This window comes from Ensifer adhaerens (assembly GCF_002007205.1).
Lineage (GTDB): Bacteria > Pseudomonadota > Alphaproteobacteria > Rhizobiales > Rhizobiaceae > Ensifer > Ensifer adhaerens_D.
Window position 1 is genome coordinate 816,474 of sequence record NZ_LAZS01000005.1, and the last position, 19,064, is coordinate 835,537.

Sequence of the window (19,064 nt, forward strand, 5' to 3'; positions counted from 1 at the left end):
GCGGCTTTTCCAATGCCCGATACAAGGTGCCCGGTCACAGATCGCCACTCAGCTCCGCCCGTCCTAACAGGGCTACCTTGCGCATAACGTGTCAACTCACGAAATTGTTCATCGGGGCTCCCGACGGTCTGCCGTGGGACGCCCGATCACGCGTTCGCTGTTGCTTACTGAACAAGCACGGGTGGCTGGCACTTGACGCCGGTGACGCGGACATCGGCCTCTCCGACCCGGACGCCCACCAGAAGCAGCAGGTTGTAGAGCAGATCGTCGACCGGCTTGGTGACGGCTCCGAGTGTCTGGGCCAGCGCCTGCTGCACGATCGTCGGGCTGCCGAGCGTCAGGAACAGGACCTGGATGTTCAGGTCGAGATTGTTGAGCAGCGTCTGCGTCGTCGACGTCAGGATGTCCTTGGTCGAAACGGTCTTGATCGACCGGGCGGCGACCTCGGACGGACTGAAACTCAGGCGCGTTGGCTTGAGGTTCTGTGCCTCGACATGGGCGAGGGCATCGATCTTGACCACCAGGGCGTCGACGAGCTTGGCTCTTTGCACGCGCGCGTCGGACGAGAAGTTGGACAGAACCGCCGGATCGACGTCGCCGATCGCGATCTCAGCGACGCCAGGCACCGCATCGACGCTGACCGACGCATTCTCCGGCGTGCCGCCATAGCATCTGATATCGGCGAGCTTGGCTTCCGCATAGGCGAGCTCGACATAGATCGGCAGGCGAATGCGAATGCCCGCAAGTGCTGCAAGTCCATCGACGTTGACCTCGACGGCAAGGCGCGTCTGGGCGGTGCGAACCGCCGCGCCCGGCGTGCCGAGGCGGTGGCTGGGCGTTTCTACGGGTGGTTCGCCGATCGCGAGCTTGACCTTGGCAGACGCAATGCCGGGAAGGCCGGCCACGGCGTTGAGCGCGATCTGGTTTTGGCCATTGGCGATCGCCGCAGCCGCAGACACGATCTGCAGCGCGCTCACCCGCATTGCCCAATTGGAACCGGCGTCGATCTGCAGGCTCTTCTTCGGATCGAGGTTGAGGATCTGCGCCAGGGTGAAGGTGCGCTTGTCGCTTGCGGTGGAAAGCTCGATGCTCCTGAGGGCCGCCGTCACGGTTCCGGACAGCCCCTGAACGAGCCGCATGGAGGCGAGCAACTGCGGCATCGTCAGCTTGGCCTTGAGCACGTCCTCATAGGACGCAGTTGTGAGGCTGAGACGGGTCGCAATGATCTTCAGGAACGGCTGAATATCGATGTCGGCATCGATCAGCGCCCGGTAGTCCATGACCTTCAGCGAAATCGTCGTGCCGAGCATCTGCCCGAGGATGGAGTTGAGCAGCCCCTCGTTCAGGCTGGCAAGGCGCGAGCCGACGGAGAACGCTGCGATCTTCGAACTCGCCGCCGTACCGTAGACGGCCAGGTCCGGCGCGGTGGTGAAGATCGAGGCGAGGAAGATATCGCCCTTCCTTTCGAGCAGCACCTGCACGGCGTCGGTCGGCGTTGCATCCTTGACGAAGCGCTGACCGGCATCGACCGACGGATCGGGGACGTATCGCCCGCGCGCAACGGTTGCAACGCCGTCAACCTTGGCGATGTTGACGTCGCCAGGCGCCAAGACCTTGCCGTCGACGGTCATCAATCCGCTCGGCGTCATCACGCCGTAGTTCAGGCCATTGTTGGCGAAGTGATTGAGCACCGCCTTCTCGGCGGTGGTGACGTTGGCGGCCGCCGCAATGGCAGCAAGATCGGCCGTCGACTGCATTTCACGCTTCTGGACCGTGAGATAGCCGTAGTCGATCGCAAGGGCCATCGAGGTAATGACCAAGGGCATGGCGAGGGCGGCCGAGATCCCGATATTGCCGCTATGCTCTCGGGAAAGGGCCCGCATGGGTTTCCACAGCATATCAGACCCCCCCGATGCGTATCGTTGCGAAGCGCTCGATCTGTTCGCTCGGCATGGCGAACGTGAACAGGTTGAAGATCGGCAGGTCGCCGGCGTCGTACTTGATGCGGACGGTGAACTGGTTCGTGTTGTTGGCGTCATCCTTGACGGTGACGGTCATGCGTGACGGCGTGATAAAGGTCTGATCCATCGTCGTGCGACGGATATAGTCGGTCGCGAGCCGTTCACGCTCGGTTTCGGAAAGGCCGGCGATTGCGGTGCGGGCGGCATCGGCCGCGATCTGCTGGATGGAATGGGCGGCACTGAGGTAGATGCCGTAGGCGATCAAGGTCAGCACGCACATGAAGAACAGCGGTGCAATGATTGCAAACTCGATCGCGGCGGCCCCGTCTCGGCCACCTAACAGGCGCTTGAAGTTGGACATTGCAGCATCTCCGCGTACCCACGTTGCTGTATTTTTCGAATGTCCCTGCACCCATAACCTGATCCTCAAATATTAATTTTTTCATACTCCGATAAGTTGTTGAAACAGCGTGATTTTCGCACTTGTTGCAAAATGTGTAGCCATGGTTGAATTAGGGTTTATGAAAGTGAGCCAGTTCTCGCCCTGTCGCGCGGGCTGCGCGCGCCCTGTCCGTGGCGCTGAAATGCGCGCAGAGCTACCCCCTTTCACCTGCGCGCCGGCCGGTCTCTGTCGGTGCCCGGTCACTCCTGTGCGGGGGGCGAGCGGTGACGTTCGAGCTGACGGTTGAGCGCCGACAGGTCCGCGCGCAGCTCAGAGATCTCGCGGAGCAGCACGTCGTCCACCTTGTGGTGCAGCGCGATAAGTTCGACTTCCGATTTGAGATTGACCTCGTAGTCCTTCGAGGCAGCGAAGCGATCACGCTCGGCCTGGCGGTTCTGCGACATCATGATGACCGGCGCCTGGAGCGCTGCAAGCATCGAAAGCACCAGGTTGAGGAAGATGTAGGGGTAGGGATCGAAGGCGCCGGTGAGGAGCAGCACCGAATTCAACAGAACCCAGAAAACGAGAAAACCGCAGAAGCCGATGATGAAGCTCCAGGACCCGCCGACGCGGGCGATGTTGTCGGCGAGCCTGTCGCCGAAGGAGAGCCCGGCCGTAAACGCTGCGTGAGAATCCGTGGAAAGGGTGCGGCGGTCGCGCGCGTGGGCGAGGATGCGGGCTTCGATCTCGCCGAGCTCGCTGAGCGGCTTGCCGAAAAGCTGTTTCGAGATGTCGTTGAAATGCGGCATGGCGATCTCCGGTGTTGGCCGGAAGAAATCTAGGGCATGCCGCGCAAAAATCCGCAGGGGTTTTGCGATGCCGGTGTGCGAAACATCGCGGAAAGCCGAAGCCGGACCGTTGCGACCGGTCCGGCTTCTCGCGTCAGTGGGTTTCAGCCGCGCTTGCGTAGAGATCCGCATGCGACTTGAAGAACCGATCGGTCGAGAACCGTTCGCCGAACATCATGTCGTGCTGCAGGAAGCGATAGTCGCGCAGCAGTGCGGGCACCTTCGGCTGGCGCGACCACTCGGCGACTTCCTTGCCGTTCTTGCGGATCAGCATGTAGCGGTCGACGACGCGGTACTGGTCGAAAACCTTGCCGAGGAAGCCGGTGTAATAGGGGTGCTCGTAGCCGGACTGCTTGAGGATCTGGTAGGAGAGGAAGGCCGGGCTGATGGTGCCGACGTTTTTCTTCGGGCCGGTCTTGTTCGACCAGACCACCAGCGGCGTTTCATGCTGCGCCTTCATCTGCTCCTTCGAACCTTTGCGTTCCGCCGTCACACCCTTCATGAAACCGGTGCTGGTATAGACCGTGTTGAGCGGCGGCAGGTGATCACCGAAAAGCACGATGATCGTTTCGCGATCGCGCTTCTTCGCCCAGTCCATCAGCATCTTCAGGCTGTCGTCGGCCTCCTTGATGCCTTGCGCATAGGTGGCGAGCACCTGACGGTCCGCCTCCGGCAGGTCGCCTTCGACCTTGATGGTGTTCTTGGCGTAGCGGTTCGCCTCATAGGGGCCGTGGCCCTGGAGCGTGACGGCGAAGAAGAAGAACGGATCGTCCATCGCGTCGGCCTGATGGATAATCTCCTTCGTCAGCGATTCATCCGAGGCGAAGATGCCGCGTTTCTGCATCGCCGGCATGTTCTCCTCCGACTTGAACATGTCGAAGCCGAAGGCCTTGTAGACGGCGGTGCGGTTCCAGAACCAGCTCTGGAAGGGGTGGATGGCGCGCGAGACATAGCCTTCGCCGCGGAAGAAGGTGGCGAGCGACGGGATCGGGTTGCGGATGTACTGCTGGTAGGGAATGCTGCCATAGGGCAGGAACGCGTTGGAGAAGCCGGTCAGCGCCTCGAATTCGACATTGGCGGTCATGCCGCCGAATTCCGGCGAGAAGACATTGCCCGACTGCATTTCGCGGATGGTCGGCATCGGGTCGGGCGACAGCTTGACGTTCGGCAGGCGCGTCGGATCCCAGAAGGATTCGCTCATCAGCACGATAACGTCGGGCTTGCCGCGATGGGAGGTGCCGGCCGGAAGCGGCTTGACCGGAATGCGGTCGATCGCGTCGACCATGTAGCCGGCGGGCGCACTGACATTGGCCATCGGCAAGTTGATGGCAAAGGCAAGCGCAAAGCCGTTGTGCTTATAGTTCTCGGTCTGATCCCACATGATCGGGATGACCTTCAGGCGATCACGGATCCAGGAGAACTGGTTGTAGTCCATGATGTTCCAGAAGGCGACGAGCATCGGCAGAGCGAAGGCGAGGCGGGCGACGCGCTCGCGCTTCGAAAGTTTCGGAAAGGTGCGCCAGGCGAAGCGCAGGAGGAGCGCAATTGCGGCGACGGTGACGACGAGGCCGACCGCGATGCCGACGGCCGTCCACGGGCGATCCTTCACCAGAACGGGCATCAGTTCCATGATCTGGCGGCCGAACAGGAAGTCGGTCGGGTAGAGCGGGTCGGACAGGAAGACCTGTTTCTGCTGGCAGATGACGGCCGGCAGGAGCGCGAGCGGCGCGATCACCACGGCGGACTTGTGCTCGCGGCCGAAAAGGCCGTCGACAGCGAGCAGAATGAGAAAGAATATGCCGATGGTCGTCAGCGCCGGGCGCGTGGGGTCGAGGACATAGGCGACGGTATCGGTCAGCGACTGGCGGACGATGAGTTCAACGACGAAGACAAGGCTAGCTGCAACGAACAGGGAGAACAGTGCGCTGCGCGTGGAAGCGAGCGTCTTGGCGTGCCGCGCGGTGAAGCCGGGTCGGTCGACATAGACACGTGAGCCTCTCGCGACAGCGGAATCGATACTGGCCAACATATTCTCCAATTTCATAAATGCGTCGTGTAACTGTCATACGCCCGTCATTTTGAACAGGGGATGAATGGTTTCTTAACCGGGATCGAGGGTGGCTTTTCGTGGCGTAAAGGCGCGCGAACAGCCGGGTATAAGGACCGGGAAAAACAGAATTTTTCGGATTTTTTCGCGTGGCGGCGATTGCCTGTGGGTATTTTCCCGCAGATTGCGCTAAAGAACATTGCGAAAGTCAGATGCAATCGTTCAGAACAGACCGACAGGCCCGCTCATGACCGCCCATAAAAACGCCCCCTCGCTCCTTCGCATCGCCGTTGCCCAGCTCAATCCGACCGTGGGCGACATCGCCGGAAACCTGGCCAAAGCGCGCGAGGCGCGCGCCGACGCGGCGCGACAGGGCGCCGATCTCCTGCTTTTGACGGAACTGTTCATTTCCGGCTATCCGCCGGAAGATCTCGTGCTGAAGCCGGCATTCCTCAAGGCCTGCTACCAGGCGGTCGAAAAGCTGGCGGCGGAAACGGTCGATGGCGGGCCGGGCGTCATCATCGGCTTCCCGCGGCTTGCCAAGACCGGGCGCCACAACGCGGTGGCAGTGCTCGACGACGGCAAGGTGATCGCGATCCGCGACAAGGTCGATCTGCCGAATTATGGCGAGTTCGACGAGAAGCGCGTCTTCGATCCGGGCGAGATGCCGGGACCGGTCAATTTCCGCGGCGTGCGCATCGGCATTCCGATCTGCGAGGATATCTGGGGCGATCTCGGCGTCTGCGAGACTTTGGCTGAAAGCGGCGCTGAAATCCTGCTGTCGCCGAACGGTTCGCCCTATTATCGTGGCAAGGTCGACGTGCGCCATCAGGTGGTCCTGAAGCAGGTGATCGAGACCGGCCTGCCGATGATCTACGCCAACCAGCTGGGCGGCCAGGACGAACTGGTGTTCGACGGCGCAAGCTTCGCCTTCAATACGGACAAGTCGCTCGCCTTCCAGATGAGCCAGTTCGAAGAGGCGATCTCGATCGTCGAATGGAAGAAGGGCGAGAGCGGTTGGCACTGCGAGGCCGGGCTGAAGTCGCGGCTGCCGGAGCGGGAGGAGGCGGACTACCGAGCCTGCATGCTCGGCTTCCGTGACTACGTCAACAAGAACGGCTTCAAGAACGTGGTGCTCGGCCTTTCCGGCGGCATCGATTCCGCCATCTGCGCGGCGCTGGCGGTCGATGCGCTCGGCGAGGAACGGGTGCGCACCGTCATGCTGCCTTACCGTTACACCTCGCAGGAATCGCTGAAGGACGCCAAGGAGTGCGCTGCAGCGCTTGGCTGCCGCTACGACATCGTGCCGATCTCGGAGCCGGTCGAAGGGTTCCTTAGCGCGCTCTCCGATACGTTCGAAGGCACCGAATCCGGGATCACCGAGGAGAACCTGCAGAGCCGCGCGCGCGGCACGATCCTGATGGCGATCTCCAACAAGTTCGGCTCGATGGTGGTGACCACGGGCAACAAGTCCGAGATGTCGGTCGGCTACGCCACGCTCTACGGCGACATGAACGGCGGCTTCAACCCGATCAAGGACCTCTACAAGATGCAGGTCTATGCGATCTCGCGCTGGCGCAACACCACGGTGCCTCCGGGCGCGCTCGGTTCTTCCGGCATCGTCATTCCGCAGAACATCATCGACAAGGCGCCTTCGGCCGAGCTTCGTCCCAACCAGACGGACCAGGATTCGCTGCCACCCTATCCGGTGCTCGACGACATTCTCGAATGCCTGGTGGAAAAGGAAATGGGAACCGACGAGATCGTCGCCCGCGGCCATGACGAAGCGACGGTTCACCGGGTCGAGCACCTGCTCTACATCGCCGAATACAAGCGCCGGCAGTCGGCGCCGGGCGTCAAGATCACCAAGAAGAACTTCGGCCGCGACCGCCGCTACCCGATCACCAACCGCTTCCGCGATCGGGGCTAGTCGATGGAGGCCCCCTCCGAAGAGACGGACGGCCGGCAAGGCCGTCCAGCGTTCACGGACGAGGAAATCCGGCTCATGCGACTATGGTCGGTCAGCGACATCTCCGCCGGCAGGCAGCTTTCGGCGCAGATTGCCTATTTCGCGACGCCGGCCGTCTTCGGGACCTATGGCCTTGCGACCGGCAGCCTGACCATGCTCGGCGTTGCCTTCGTCTGCATCCTGCTGCTGCTCGCCTGGGGCCTGGCCTCGACGTGGCGCGAGCGGCGCGATTCCGTCCTGATGCAATCGGTCTGCGCCAAGGTTCTGGCAACACTGTCGTCTGGTGAAGAACGCAAGTAGCCGTCCTTGCGGCGGCGGGAGATGAAAATGCGCAGTTCCGTCGAAATCCATGACATCGTGACCGGTGAAACGCAGATCGTCTGGCAGACGGACAGGCTCGTCGAGGCGCCGAACTGGTCGCGGGACGGTTCGCATCTGGTGATCAATGGCGACGGCCGCCTGTATCGGCTCGGCCTGGACGGTGCCGGCCCCGTGGAGATCGACACGGACTTTGCCACGCTCTGCAACAACGACCACGGCATCTCGCCGGATGGCCGCACGATTGCGATCAGCGACAAGGTCGAGTTCGGAAAATCGGCAATCTATCTGCTGCCGGCGGAAGGCGGCAGGCCGCGGCTCGTCACCCGCAACCTGCCGTCCTATTGGCATGGCTGGTCGCCGGACGGGCGGACGCTCACCTATTGCGGCATCCGCGACCAGGTCTTCGACATCTACACGATCTCGGTCGATGGCGGCGAGGAGACGCGCCTGACCCATGGCGAAGGGCGCAATGACGGGCCCGACTGGTCGGCGGATGGAGAATGGATCTATTTCAACTCCAGCCGCACCGGCCGGATGCAGATCTGGCGCGTGCGCCCTGATGGCAGCGACGTCACGCGGATCACCGACAGCCCCTATGGCGACTGGTTTCCGCATCCGTCGCCTGACGGCAAGCATCTGCTGGTGCTTTCCTATGACGGCGATGTCTTCGATCATCCAAGGGACCTCGACGTCCGGCTGAGGCTGATGGACATGGACGGCGGCAATGCGCGGGTGCTGTTCGAGCTTTTCGGCGGGCAGGGAACGATCAACGTTCCCAACTGGTCGCCGACGGGCGACCGCTTCGCCTTCGTGCGCTACGAACCGGAAAGCTGAGAAAGCTGGACAAGAATACCGCCGGCGTGCTAGCGCTTCGTTCGTTCGCAGGGCGCATCCGATCCGCGGGAAGGGCACGGCCCACCTGTCTCACTGAACTTGGTTGCCACACCTCTTTTCAGTCTGTGGGCGCGGATACCGGACGTGAATGAAAGGAGGTCTTTCATGATCACGCGCGATCTTTCCGCGAACCTTACCCTCGATACGATCCGCAAGCAGGCCAAGGCTTTTCTGAAAGCCGTAAAGGCCGGCGATGCCGGTGCCCGCCAGAGGGCGTTTCTCTATTTCTCCGATCCCGCCGCAATGGGTCTCCAGGATGCGCAACTCGTGCTTGCCCGCGAATTCGGCTTTGCGAGCTGGACGCGGCTGAAGCGGCACTTTGAAACGGCAGGCGCCGCACAGCCGGCGACGGAGCAGCTTGCCAATCGTTTTCTCGGTCTCGCATCGGTCTCTTATTTCAGTGACATAGCGGCGGATCCTGAACGGTTTTCTCAGGCGCTTGCCCTGCTGGACGAACACCCTGGGATCGCCGACGACAGCATTCATGTGGCAGCAGCTCTCGGCGACGCCGAGGCGATTGACCATTGGCTCGACCGCGACCCCAAGCTCGTAAACAAGCGCGGCGGTCCGCACGACTGGGAACCTCTGCTCTACGCCGCCTATGCCCGTGTCCCCAGCCATTCCTCATTTTCCGCCGGGGCACGGCTGATCGCACGGGGCGCCGACCCGAACGCTTACTGGCTCGACGACGGCCAGTATCGTTTCACGGCGTTGACCGGCGTCTTCGGCGAGGGCGAAGCCGGGCCTGAACGGCAGCCGCCGCATCCAGATTGCGTCGCCTTTGCGCGGCTGCTGCTATCTGCCGGTGCCCGGGCCAATGACAGCCAGGCGCTCTACAACCGGATGTTCGAAGCCGACAACACCTGCCTCGAGCTGCTGCTCGCTCACGGCCTCAATGCCGACGACCGCAACAACTGGCTGGTGCGCAACGATGGCCAACTGGTCGAAAACGGCGAGCGCGTCTTCGACTATCAACTTGCGTGGGCCTTGGAAAAGCGCATGGCCGATCGGGTGCGGCTGCTCGTCGAGCACGGCGCCGACGTCAACCGTGCCATCAAGGGCCGCACGCCCTATCAATGGGCGGAGCTCGGCGGCGATCCGGCGCTGGCACAGTACCTCGTTTCGCGCGGTGCGACAGCGGCGCCCCTCGATGATGCCGACCGGCTGGCCCGTGCCATTGCCGAAGTGAAGGATGACGAGGCGAAGGCGCTCGTGGACGCGGATCCGACGCTTGTCGCCCGGACTGAAGCCGCGCATCCGGCCATGCTGCACGAGGCGGCGGGCGAGGATCGGCATCGTGCGGTCGCGCTGATGCTGTCGCTTGGCTTCGACGTCAACCGCATGACGTCGCGCACGCCGTTGCACGAGGCGGCGCTGCATGGGCATATCGAAATGGCAAGGCGCCTGCTCGATCACGGCGCCGATGCCATGGCCCGTGACCCTTACCACCACGCGCCGCCGATCGGCTGGGCGCAATATAACGGCAAGGCGGAGATGGTGCGCTTCCTCAAGGAGCAGCCGCTCGATGTCTTTGCCGCCGCATCCTTTGGCGTGACCGGGCGGCTGGCGGAGATCCTCGACCGGCAGCCGCCACTGATCGAGACGCCGTTCGGCTCTTTCCGGGGGCATGGGAGGCCGGAGCCGCAGCACGACTGGATGACGCCGCTCGCCTTTGCCGTCATCAACGGGCAGGCGGATGCGGTGCGGCTGCTTCTCGACAGGGGAGCGAATGCGCGCTTGCGCGATGGCGCTGCCGGCCCGTCGATCAGCGAGCTCGCCCAGGAACGAGGCAATGAGGAGATCATCGCCTTGCTGCGCGCTTCAAGGGCGGCTCGAGAATAACGATGCCAGGAGGAGGGCACGGACGTTGGCCCGCGCTCTCTTCCACCCCCTGCGACCGCTGATTGTCGGCAGAATCAGCCGGTTGAAATCGTTAAGTATTTCAACACCAGCTTATTTAAGCCAAACTTCGATTTTGACCGCTAGGGTGCGGCAGTACCGGCTGCCGTCGTCGCGCATCGCACTCCACAAGTGCTAGAATGCCCGGCATGGCCGGTACGGACGAGGGGGACTGGCGTGGTGGAAAAGGCGTTGCGGCAGGCAAAACGGGACAAGACGGTCTGGGCGATCCATGCCGCCTGTACTCTGGTCGCGGTCCTGATCATCGCGAGCCTCATCTATGTCCTCGACCGATCGGTCACGGAGGCCGATCGCTTCGGGCTATCCGCCGAGCGACGGTTGGTCGCCAACGAATTGCGCCACCAGATGGATGCAGTCGTTCAGTTCCAAGCCCAAATCTCCTTCTGGGACAAAACCTACAACGAATTGGCGGCGGGCCAGGTCAGCGACAGCTTTGTGATTGACGAGCTGTCGGGCTGGCTTTGGGAAGACTACGGTTTCTCCTGGCTCATCTTCACGGATCCGGAACGTAATGTTTCCACCGTTCTGAAGGACGGCGTGGCTTTGTCTACGGAGGCCGCGCGGGTGCCCCTCGAAGGGGTCGACGATCTCATCGACGAGGCCAGGCGCCGCTATGACAATGCGCTCAGAAACAACCATGGCAGCTTTCAGCTGGATGTCATGACACCGGATCCGCAGTCCGTGATGCCGGCCGTACCGGGAATCCATGCGGTAGACCTGCGTGAGATCGACGGGCGCATGAGCGTGGTGGTCGTGCAGGCGGTGATCCCCGAGACGCTGGTCGTTCCGACGAACCGCCGCGTCCCGGTGCTGATGGTTTCCATCCGGCCGGTTACGCCGAAGATGACGCGCGAGATCGCCGCACGACTGGGCATTCGAGGATTGACCTTCGTTCCCCTCAACGAGCGCCCGGCAGGCAGCGCCTATGCGTCGGTCGGGCGCTGCTCGGATTCGTCCTGTCTCGTGGCGGCCTGGATGCCGAAATCACCCGGAGGGTTCGTGCGCGCCGAGCTGTTGCCGAGCGTCATCATCATGGCGATCGTCGCAGCGCTGCTGATGGCCTTCGTGGCGCTGCGCTTCTCGACGCTCTTTGCCGCCCTGCAGCAGAGCGAAGCGCTGAACCGGCACCTCGCCAAGCATGATCGCCTGACCGGGCTGATGAACCGCAGCGGCTTCGACGACATGCTGGCAGCGGCCCTGCTGCGGGCAACGACGCATCCGTTCACGCTCGTCTATGCCGACCTCGACGAATTCAAGGCGGTCAACGACCGCTACGGTCACGCCGCCGGCGACGCCGTCCTGGTCGCCATGGCCGAGCGCTTTCGCAACCGCGCGGGGCCGAAGGGCACGGTCGCTCGGCTCGGGGGCGACGAGTTCGCGGTCATTCTCGGCGATTGCAGCGAGGCTGACGCCCGCAGCCTGACCGCCGGCCTGATCGCCGATGCGCAGACGCCGGTCGCCTTCGAGGGCCAGATGCTGGTCGTCGGCGGCAGCGCCGGCATCGCCTTTGCGCCACGGCACGGGCTGACGGCGCGCCAGTTGCTGCTGGCTGCGGACGAGGCGCTCTATCTCGCCAAGCGGCGCGGCCGCAATCGCTTCGAAACGGCAGATGACATGGTGCTGCCGGCGGAGAAGGACGGCGATCAGTCGGCCGCCTGAACGCCGCTGGCCGGCGGGAGCGTTACTCCGGAACATTGTAGGGCGTGATGACCACGACGGCGGAAAGCTGCCGACCGATCGCCGGCGCTTGTGTACCCGGCCGGCGCATCATCGTTCGAAAGGCAGTGCGGGCATCTGTCCTGAGGTCATGATGCAGCACGAAGTGAATTCGCCGATCGCGCAGCAGCGCCAGATTGTCCTCGTCGAGGTCATGGGCGATGTAGAGCGTGCAGTGGCGGCCGAGGCGTTCGAAGGCCGCCAGCACCGAGCGGTTGCCACCACCGATCGAATAGGCCGCATTGATATCGGGATTGGCCGCGAGCGCCACATGCGCAAGGGTGCCGGTCTCGATATCCCGCCCGTGCCCCTCGCTGATCTCGACGATGCGGATCGCCGGGTAGCGCTCGCGCAATACGCGGCGAAAGCCGATCTCTCGCTCCTCCTCGCCGCGGAAACGGCCACTCGAGAGGGTCACCAGCACGGTCGCCGGCGCGCCCGCGAAGCGTTCGCCGATCAGATAGGCGGCCGTTTCTCCTGCCGCCCGGTTGTCCGCGCCGGCATAGGCGGTTCGCTGCGAGTGGGGCAGGTCGGTCACCAGCGTGACGACGGGAATGCCGCCTGTCTCGAAGCGGGCGACGGCGGCGACGATCTCCGGTACATCGGGCGCCTTCAGCACCAGGCCGTCGGTCCCTCTCAGCCTGATGCGGTCGAGCAGTTGCACGGTGTCCTGCGGGCGCATCGTCTCGGCGAAATGGAACCGGCAGCGAAAGACGGTGGGCGCGAAGGTCAGCGCCTCGCTCTCGAACGCACGGCGCACCGCGTCGGTGAAGCGTTCCGGCGCCTCCATGACGATATCGATCGCGAACTTGCGGCCCGGGATGTCGAGGCCGGCCTGCTGCTTTTCCAGCTCCTCGATCGCCGCGCGAACCCTGGCGATCGTCTGCCGACGCACGCCCGGGCGCTCGTTGAGCACGCGATCGACCGTCGCGGTGCTGAGACCGGCCTGAAAGGCGATGTCCTTGACCAGAAACGGATGCGCCATCGCCTCGCTCTGCTGATGGATTTTTGATGGATTCTTGCTCTATATCATGTTTTGCCGCCGCCTATAGTCGTGTTCATCGGAAGGTTCCAGAGGAGGAAACGGGATGAAGACCGACAACAGGGCGCGCCAGCGGATCGAACGCGTCTGGCTCACCGAAGAGGCCTGCGACCTCGAAGCGTTCCGGGCTGAAGTCGAACGCAGTACCAGCCTGGCCGACTATCCCCATGCGTCAGGCTGCGAAAAGAACGTCCTCATCTATGACAGCGCCGAACTGATTGCGGCCTGCCACGATGCCGAAACGCGGCGGGCGGTGCTGGCGGAAATCTGCGAGGTGCTGGCAACGGGGCCGGGCGTCGCGGTCTTCAAGCGCGCCTTTGCCGATACGGCGCCGATCGATGTCGCAAGTGCCGTCTTCGACGCGATCATCGAGGAGCAGCACCGCAGCAACAGCGGCGGTGGCGATCATTTCGCCAAACCCGGCGCCAATGACCGCATCTGGAACTCGCTGGAAAAACACTGCCTGAAGGCGCCGGAGAATTTCGCCGCCTATTACGGCAATGCCATCACCGCGCTCGTCAGCGAAGCCTGGCTCGGGCCGAACTACCAGATGACGGCGCAGGTGAACCGCGTCAATCCGGGCGGCGCGGCGCAATCGGCGCATCGGGACTACCATCTCGGCTTCCAGACGGCGGCCGTGATCGAACAGTATCCAGCTCACGTGCACAAGCTTCCGCCGGTGCTGACGCTGCAGGGGGCAGTTGCCCATTGCGACATGCCGCTCGAAAGCGGGCCGACGCTGTTCCTGCCCTATAGCCAGACCTATGTGCCGGGCTACCTGGCGCTCAACCGGCCGGAATTCCGCGCCTATTTCGACGAACATCACGTGCAGCTTCCGCTCGAAAAAGGCGATGTGGTCTTCTTCAATCCGGCGCTCTTCCATGCCGCCGGCACCAACCGGTCCGCCGGCATCCGCCGGGTGGCCAACCTGCTGCAGGTGTCCTCGGCCTTTGGCCGGGCGATGGAGACGGTCGATAGACTGACGATGAGTGCGACGCTCTATCCGGCGCTGAAAACCTTGCTGTCGGAGGGCAGGTTGAGCGAGGGTGAAGCGGCCAATGCGATCGCCTCCTGTGCCGAAGGCTATTCCTTCCCGACCAATCTCGATCGCGATCCGCCGCTCGGCGGGCTGGCGCCGAAGACGCAGGCGCAATTGATGCGCGAGGCACTGGCGGCCGGAACGGATGAGGCGGACTTTCGCGCGGCGCTCGAGGCGCAGGCCAAACGCAAGCTGAGCTGATGGTTCAGCCTCGCATTCGACCGGCTCCCGGCGTGCTTCGACCGGGAGCCGCAGCTGTTTCCAACGATCATTTCCAAGGGAGGAATTCGATGAGCGGACAATTGCAAGGCAAGATCGCCATCGTCACCGGGGGTACGCAGGGGCTGGGCGGGGCGATTGCCGGCCTCTTTGCCGAACGCGGTGCTGAAGGCATCGTCATTTGCGGACGCAACGCCGCCAAGGGGCGCGCCAAGGCTGAGCAGATCGGCAAGGCGAGCGGCGCGAAGGTTGTCTATGTCGAGGCCGATCTGGAAAAAGTGGAGGACGCCCGCAAGGTGGTCGCCGCCTGCGATAAAGAATTCGGCCGGGTCGATGCGCTGGTGAATGCCGCCGCCATCACCGACCGCGGCACGATCCTCGACACGACACCGGAACTGTTCGACCGCATGTTCGCGATCAATGTGCGGGCGCCGTTCTTCCTGATGCAGGAGGCGGTGAAGGTGATGCGGCGCGAGAAGACGGAAGGCACGATCGTCAATATCGGCTCGATGTCGGCGATGGCCGGCCAGCCGTTCATCGCTGCCTATTGTTCCTCGAAGGGGGCGCTCGAAACGCTCACCAAGAACACGGCTTATGCGCTCCTGCGCAACCGCATCCGCGTCAACGGGCTCAATATCGGCTGGATGGCGTCCGAAGGCGAGGACCGGATCCAGCGCGAGTTTCACGGTGCGGCCCCCGACTGGCTCGAAAAGGCGGCCGCCAGCCAGCCGTTCGGTCGGCTCGTCGATCCGGCGGAGGTGGCTCGCGCCTGCGCCTACCTGTCGTCGGCCGAGTCCGGGCTGATGACCGGATCGGTGATCTGCTTCGACCAGTCCGTCTGGGGTGGCTATGACGGTTCGCCGCACCCGGTGGCGCCGCTCTGAGCTGCGCTTGTCTTTCCGCCGGCGCTGTGCCCTTATGGCGCCGTCAGGTGCCCGCGCGAGCGGGAGAATCGGGAATCCGGTCAACATTCCGGAACGTGCCCAACGCTGTGACGGGGACGGTCGCCTCCAAGTGCCTTGAATTGATTCAAGGTTTTGCCACTGGATCTTCAATCGATCTGGGAAGGCGGGGCGGCCGGTTGAACCGGAGTCAGAAGACCGGCCTGGCGAGATAGACCGAACCCCGCGTGGACGGCGGGAGGTTTTCGCATTGTTGGGGATCGAACGATGCTGACTGAACCGAAGGGTGGCCTTGCGGCTGCCGGTGCCTTTTCGCAGCAAGAGCGGGAGGCCGTCTACCGTGCCATCGAAACACGTCGCGACGTGCGTGATGAATTCCTGCCCGAACCGTTGCCGGATGATCTGATCAGGCGCCTGCTGACTGCTGCGCACAGCGCGCCGTCGGTGGGCTTCATGCAGCCCTGGAACTTCGTGCTGGTGCGGGCGGAGGAGACGCGGGAGCGCGTCTGGCAGGCGTTTCGCCGCGCCAATGACGAAGCAGCCCTGATGTTCGAAGCGGAGCAGCAGGCCAAGTACCGCGCGCTGAAGCTCGAAGGCATTCGCAAGGCGCCGCTCAGCATCTGCGTCACCTGCGACCGGACCCGCGGCGGCTCCGTCGTGCTCGGGCGCACCCATAATCCGCAGATGGACGTCTATTCCACCGTCTGCGCCGTGCAGAATCTCTGGCTTGCGGCGCGGGCCGAAGGGGTGGGCGTCGGCTGGGTCAGCATCTTCCACGAGGCCGAGATCAAGACAATCCTCGGCATACCCGACCATATCGAGATCGTTGCCTGGCTCTGCCTCGGTTATGTCGATCGCCTCTATCAGCAGCCGGAACTGGCGGTGAAGGGCTGGCGCCAGCGTCTGCCGCTGGAAGAGCTGGTGTTTACGGAAGGCTGGGGGCGCTGCGAAAAGGCGTGAGGCGGCGGCGCGATCAGTTCTGGACCGGCTGATAGGCCGGTCCTTTCGGGTGCTTGAGGTCGATCGAGGTTTCTTCCTGCGGCAGGTAGGTCGGGCCGACGACACGCACGTTGTCCTTCGCGGGATCGTAGGGACGTTCTTCGGCGGGCGCTGCGGCCGTCGGGGTATCGGCGGGTTTCTTCGTCTCGATGACGATGATGGACGACTGGTCGTCTCCGATCTTCGTTCCTGATGCCTTCGGCGAGGTCGCGGCCGTCTGCGGTATCTGGCAGCCGCACTGGCCGGGCTTGCCGACCGCGCGGGTGCGATAGGCAAAGGCATTGGGCATGTCGGCATAGGGGCGCCCGGTCACGGCCGAGATCATCTTGTCGCTCTCTTCCGTGTTGAGGTCATGGAAATAGAGCTCGGTCTCGGCACCCGGGCAGCGCGCCCGGCAGGCCTGTTCGTCGCGCGGGAAATCCGCCGGTGTCGCGTCGGACGAGATCGGGAAGAAGGCGCCGTCGCAGGTGCGCACGCACATGGTTCTGAGCGTGCCGCCGTAGTAGCGATCCTGCGGCGCGTAACCGTCTTCGCCATGCCCGAGCATCGGCCCATAGGCGTCTTCAGGCGGCAGGTCGGCAATGATGTTGCGGTGGGTTTCCGGTACGTCCGGTTCGACGCTCGCGAACTCCTCGCGGTCGCCATAGCAGCCGTTGATCTCGAGCGCGGCAAGAATGCGGCGACGGCTGTCATCGCTGCCGCCGGCGACGATCTGCTCGCGCTCGGACTTCAGCATGCGCAGATTGTCTTCCATCTCGGCGATGAGGCCGTTGAGCCCGCTGCAGGTGTCGGGGTCGCCGCTATCGATGACGAGGGCGTTGCCGCCACCGCAACCGGCGCGGCGGCGGTCGTTCTTCGCTCGCCGCAGTTCGATGTTCTGCCGCGAGATGGCGCTCGCATAGTCTCGCGCATCGGCATTGCTGGCGACGTAATCAGGCAGGTGCGCAAGCCGGGCGTTCAGGCGGTCGCAGACCGTCGATGCCAGTGACGGACTGGCACCGATCAGAACCAAAGGCACAAGGGCCGCTGCGACGTGTTTCAGGCGCGTGAACACGGGGCGAAAGTCTCTTCCTGTTGCCAGGTCGGCGCCAACTTCTGCGGGTGGCTGCCAGCGGCATTCCTGTTTCGCCCCCATCATAGAACTTGTCGGTGATCGTGCAACGACAAGCGACGGTTTGCGTTAACAGCGCCGATCGACTGACGCACTCAGGCGGCGCGGGCGGTTTCAAGCGACATCGGACGATCAAGCACCGTGCCTTCGATGGCGGCGACCGCCTTCATCCGCGAAAGCAGGTCCGGGGTTACTTCCCAGGCAACGGCGACGGCAAAGACCGAGCCGATGCGATGCGGTTCGGCGATGCGTTCGCCGGGGCATCCCATGCGGCGGAACATGCGCTCGAGGAACACGTCCGTCACCGTGACGATGTGACTGATGCCGGAAGCAAGGCCCAGCTCGCCGACGCCGCACATCAGTTCGGCAGCCGCGACCGTCACCTGGTTGGAGGCGCGGTCCTGCGAAATCTCCGGCTCGATGCAGAAGCGGCTGGACTCCCAGACCGAAGCGCTGCGGATTTCCGGATTGTCGCCGAGCAGGATCGGGAAGGTATCGTCCAGCATGTTGGGGCCAAGCGTCGGCAGGAGCCGTAGCGCGCCACGCAGCCGGCCGGTGTCGGGCGCATAGGACAGGACGTAGAGCGGGTTGGCCTGATCGTAATTGTCGATCTCCCATTCGCCCTCCGTCTTGACGTCCCATTTCAGGAAGTCGTGGAAGACGCGCTTGCGCAGCCGGAACATGTCGTCGACGGCCTCAGGGTGTTGTCCGCGGGTCTTTCCGTTCAGGATCCTGATCATCGTTTTCTCCATCCGAGTTTGGGGATGGGGCGATGCTGTCAGGCTCGCGGCGGTTGCGTAACTGTCAGTAGCGACAGTTCAAATGCGCCGTATTTGCCACTAGATTTCGAGGGGTTTCGGTGGAGGCGTCTTGTCGGTGTCAAACGGTGGGGATCAGCGCGTGCCGCACGGCCTGCGCTACGGCCTGGGTGTTGGAAACAACGTTCAGCTTGCGTCGCGCATTGGTCATGAAGAAACGCACCGTGCGCTCGGAAATGCCGAGGATCGTGGCGATTTCCCAATAGCTCTTGCCGGCGGCAGCCCAGGTCAGAACCTCGGTTTCGCGGCCGGTCAAGCGCATGTCGCGGGTCGTGATGCTGCCGGCCATGGCGCCGTGCTCCAGCATGGCGGCATGGAAGAGATTGGCGGCGAGCTGGAAATCGCGCAGGTGATGCCGGCGATAGGTGGACCACTCGCTCGCCGACATGTTGACGTTGATCGCCAGAAGCGCCATGCGCCCGGCGGGCGAGGGCAACGGCAGGGCGACGCCCTCGGTGGAAATGCCGATCTCCTGGGCCGCCTGGAACAGCGGTTCGCATTCGGGGAAGCGATGCCGCGCCATCGTCCATTCCACCGGGCGCACGCCGCCAAGGGCCAGCTTCAGGATCGGATCGATTCGGTGAAGGCCGCGCGAGCGGTAGATCTCGGCGGCATAGGCACCGAACGTGTGATGCAGCCGGCAGACCTTGAGTTCGTCGGCGTAGGGCTCGGCCTCGAGGTAAAGGAGATGGGCGATGCGGAAGGTCCGGCGCATCAGTGTGAAGAAATGAGCGGGCTCGACGCAGCCGCCGCATTCCAGGATTTCCAGCATGTCGAGGACAGCCTGCTGCTCAGTCATGCCACAACACCGAATCTCGCGCGAGGTCCCAGCATGGTTAGAGGTTCACCTTTTGTCCAGCGCAAACTTTCCGGATT

The 19,064-nt window shown here is 63.5% G+C and carries 16 protein-coding genes and 1 riboswitch; of the genes, 8 read left to right on the forward strand and 8 right to left on the reverse strand.

What is annotated here, in order from left to right; all coding sequences use genetic code 11:
• Positions 1-164: 164 nt before the first annotated feature.
• From XB14_RS07820 to XB14_RS07835, 4 genes are all read right to left on the reverse strand, one after another.
• A complete protein-coding gene (locus XB14_RS07820) occupies positions 165-1,898 on the reverse strand; it encodes a pilus assembly protein TadG-related protein (protein WP_143348284.1) in 1,734 nt (577 codons plus the stop codon).
• A 1-nt stretch (position 1,899) separates the two neighbouring features.
• Positions 1,900-2,322: a TadE/TadG family type IV pilus assembly protein gene (locus XB14_RS07825; protein WP_077961065.1), complete on the reverse strand. Its 423-nt coding sequence runs from the start codon at positions 2,320-2,322 to the stop codon at positions 1,900-1,902.
• Positions 2,323-2,603: 281 nt separating this feature from the next.
• Positions 2,604-3,152, reverse strand: a complete 549-nt coding sequence (locus XB14_RS07830; protein WP_077961066.1) for a DUF1003 domain-containing protein — start codon at positions 3,150-3,152, stop codon at positions 2,604-2,606.
• 133 nt (positions 3,153-3,285) lie between these two features.
• Positions 3,286-5,217 carry an LTA synthase family protein gene (locus XB14_RS07835; protein WP_077961922.1) on the reverse strand — a complete coding sequence of 644 codons (1,932 nt, stop codon included), beginning with the start codon at positions 5,215-5,217 and terminating at the stop codon, positions 3,286-3,288.
• A gap of 268 nt (positions 5,218-5,485) precedes the next feature.
• Here XB14_RS07835 and XB14_RS07840 point away from each other — a divergent pair, with 268 nt between their 5' ends.
• The 5 genes from XB14_RS07840 (at position 5,486) to XB14_RS07860 (ending at position 12,001) form a co-directional block, all read left to right on the forward strand.
• A complete protein-coding gene (locus tag XB14_RS07840) occupies positions 5,486-7,168 on the forward strand; it encodes an NAD+ synthase (RefSeq protein WP_077961067.1) in 1,683 nt (560 codons plus the stop codon).
• A gap of 75 nt (positions 7,169-7,243) precedes the next feature.
• Positions 7,244-7,507: a hypothetical protein gene (locus tag XB14_RS07845; RefSeq protein WP_143348286.1), complete on the forward strand. Its 264-nt coding sequence runs from the start codon at positions 7,244-7,246 to the stop codon at positions 7,505-7,507.
• A 27-nt stretch (positions 7,508-7,534) separates the two neighbouring features.
• Positions 7,535-8,362: a TolB family protein gene (locus XB14_RS07850; protein ID WP_077961069.1), complete on the forward strand. Its 828-nt coding sequence runs from the start codon at positions 7,535-7,537 to the stop codon at positions 8,360-8,362.
• 165 nt (positions 8,363-8,527) lie between these two features.
• Positions 8,528-10,264: an ankyrin repeat domain-containing protein gene (locus XB14_RS07855; RefSeq protein ID WP_077961070.1), complete on the forward strand. Its 1,737-nt coding sequence runs from the start codon at positions 8,528-8,530 to the stop codon at positions 10,262-10,264.
• A 234-nt stretch (positions 10,265-10,498) separates the two neighbouring features.
• The gene (locus XB14_RS07860) at positions 10,499-12,001 is read left to right on the forward strand and encodes a GGDEF domain-containing protein (RefSeq protein ID WP_143348287.1); all 1,503 of its coding nucleotides are present in this window, start codon (positions 10,499-10,501) and stop codon (positions 11,999-12,001) included.
• 22 nt (positions 12,002-12,023) lie between these two features.
• Here XB14_RS07860 and XB14_RS07865 read toward each other — a convergent pair whose 3' ends face one another.
• Positions 12,024-13,043, reverse strand: a complete 1,020-nt coding sequence (locus XB14_RS07865; RefSeq protein WP_077961072.1) for a LacI family DNA-binding transcriptional regulator — start codon at positions 13,041-13,043, stop codon at positions 12,024-12,026.
• Positions 13,044-13,146: 103 nt separating this feature from the next.
• Between XB14_RS07865 and XB14_RS07870 the strand changes: the two genes are divergently transcribed.
• The 3 genes from XB14_RS07870 (at position 13,147) to bluB (ending at position 16,220) form a co-directional block, all read left to right on the forward strand.
• Positions 13,147-14,340 (forward strand): phytanoyl-CoA dioxygenase family protein, encoded by a 1,194-nt coding sequence (locus XB14_RS07870; protein WP_077961073.1) that lies wholly within the window; start codon positions 13,147-13,149, stop codon positions 14,338-14,340.
• 89 nt (positions 14,341-14,429) lie between these two features.
• On the forward strand, positions 14,430-15,242 hold the full coding sequence (locus XB14_RS07875) for an SDR family oxidoreductase (protein ID WP_077961074.1): 813 nt from the start codon (positions 14,430-14,432) through the stop codon (positions 15,240-15,242).
• Positions 15,243-15,270: 28 nt separating this feature from the next.
• Positions 15,271-15,482, forward strand: a riboswitch (cobalamin riboswitch).
• Positions 15,483-15,527: 45 nt separating this feature from the next.
• Complete coding sequence (gene bluB, locus XB14_RS07880) at positions 15,528-16,220, forward strand: 5,6-dimethylbenzimidazole synthase (RefSeq protein WP_077961075.1); 693 nt, start codon at positions 15,528-15,530, stop codon at positions 16,218-16,220.
• 13 nt (positions 16,221-16,233) lie between these two features.
• Here bluB and XB14_RS07885 read toward each other — a convergent pair whose 3' ends face one another.
• From XB14_RS07885 to XB14_RS07895, 3 genes are all read right to left on the reverse strand, one after another.
• The gene (locus XB14_RS07885) at positions 16,234-17,313 is read right to left on the reverse strand and encodes a DUF2865 domain-containing protein (RefSeq protein ID WP_234804006.1); all 1,080 of its coding nucleotides are present in this window, start codon (positions 17,311-17,313) and stop codon (positions 16,234-16,236) included.
• A 152-nt stretch (positions 17,314-17,465) separates the two neighbouring features.
• Positions 17,466-18,110, reverse strand: a complete 645-nt coding sequence (locus XB14_RS07890) for an acyl-homoserine-lactone synthase (protein ID WP_077961076.1) — start codon at positions 18,108-18,110, stop codon at positions 17,466-17,468.
• A 139-nt stretch (positions 18,111-18,249) separates the two neighbouring features.
• Entirely contained in the window at positions 18,250-18,987 is a 738-nt protein-coding gene (locus XB14_RS07895; protein ID WP_077961077.1) for a helix-turn-helix transcriptional regulator, read from the reverse strand.
• Between the last annotated feature and the right edge of the window lie 77 nt (positions 18,988-19,064).

Bases quoted from the DNA above. Each gene is read 5' to 3' on its own strand.
- XB14_RS07820 (WP_143348284.1), bottom strand. From the start codon at position 1,898: ATGCTGTGGAAACCCATGCGGGCCCTTTCCCGAGAGCATAGCGGCAAT.
- XB14_RS07825 (WP_077961065.1), bottom strand. From the start codon at position 2,322: ATGTCCAACTTCAAGCGCCTGTTAGGTGGCCGAGACGGGGCCGCCGCG.
- XB14_RS07830 (WP_077961066.1), bottom strand. From the start codon at position 3,152: ATGCCGCATTTCAACGACATCTCGAAACAGCTTTTCGGCAAGCCGCTC.
- XB14_RS07840 (WP_077961067.1), top strand. From the start codon at position 5,486: ATGACCGCCCATAAAAACGCCCCCTCGCTCCTTCGCATCGCCGTTGCC.
- XB14_RS07845 (WP_143348286.1), top strand. From the start codon at position 7,244: ATGCGACTATGGTCGGTCAGCGACATCTCCGCCGGCAGGCAGCTTTCG.
- XB14_RS07850 (WP_077961069.1), top strand. From the start codon at position 7,535: ATGCGCAGTTCCGTCGAAATCCATGACATCGTGACCGGTGAAACGCAG.
- XB14_RS07855 (WP_077961070.1), top strand. From the start codon at position 8,528: ATGATCACGCGCGATCTTTCCGCGAACCTTACCCTCGATACGATCCGC.
- XB14_RS07865 (WP_077961072.1), bottom strand. From the start codon at position 13,043: ATGGCGCATCCGTTTCTGGTCAAGGACATCGCCTTTCAGGCCGGTCTC.
- XB14_RS07870 (WP_077961073.1), top strand. From the start codon at position 13,147: ATGAAGACCGACAACAGGGCGCGCCAGCGGATCGAACGCGTCTGGCTC.
- XB14_RS07875 (WP_077961074.1), top strand. From the start codon at position 14,430: ATGAGCGGACAATTGCAAGGCAAGATCGCCATCGTCACCGGGGGTACG.
- bluB (WP_077961075.1), top strand. From the start codon at position 15,528: ATGCTGACTGAACCGAAGGGTGGCCTTGCGGCTGCCGGTGCCTTTTCG.
- XB14_RS07890 (WP_077961076.1), bottom strand. From the start codon at position 18,110: ATGATCAGGATCCTGAACGGAAAGACCCGCGGACAACACCCTGAGGCC.
- XB14_RS07895 (WP_077961077.1), bottom strand. From the start codon at position 18,987: ATGACTGAGCAGCAGGCTGTCCTCGACATGCTGGAAATCCTGGAATGC.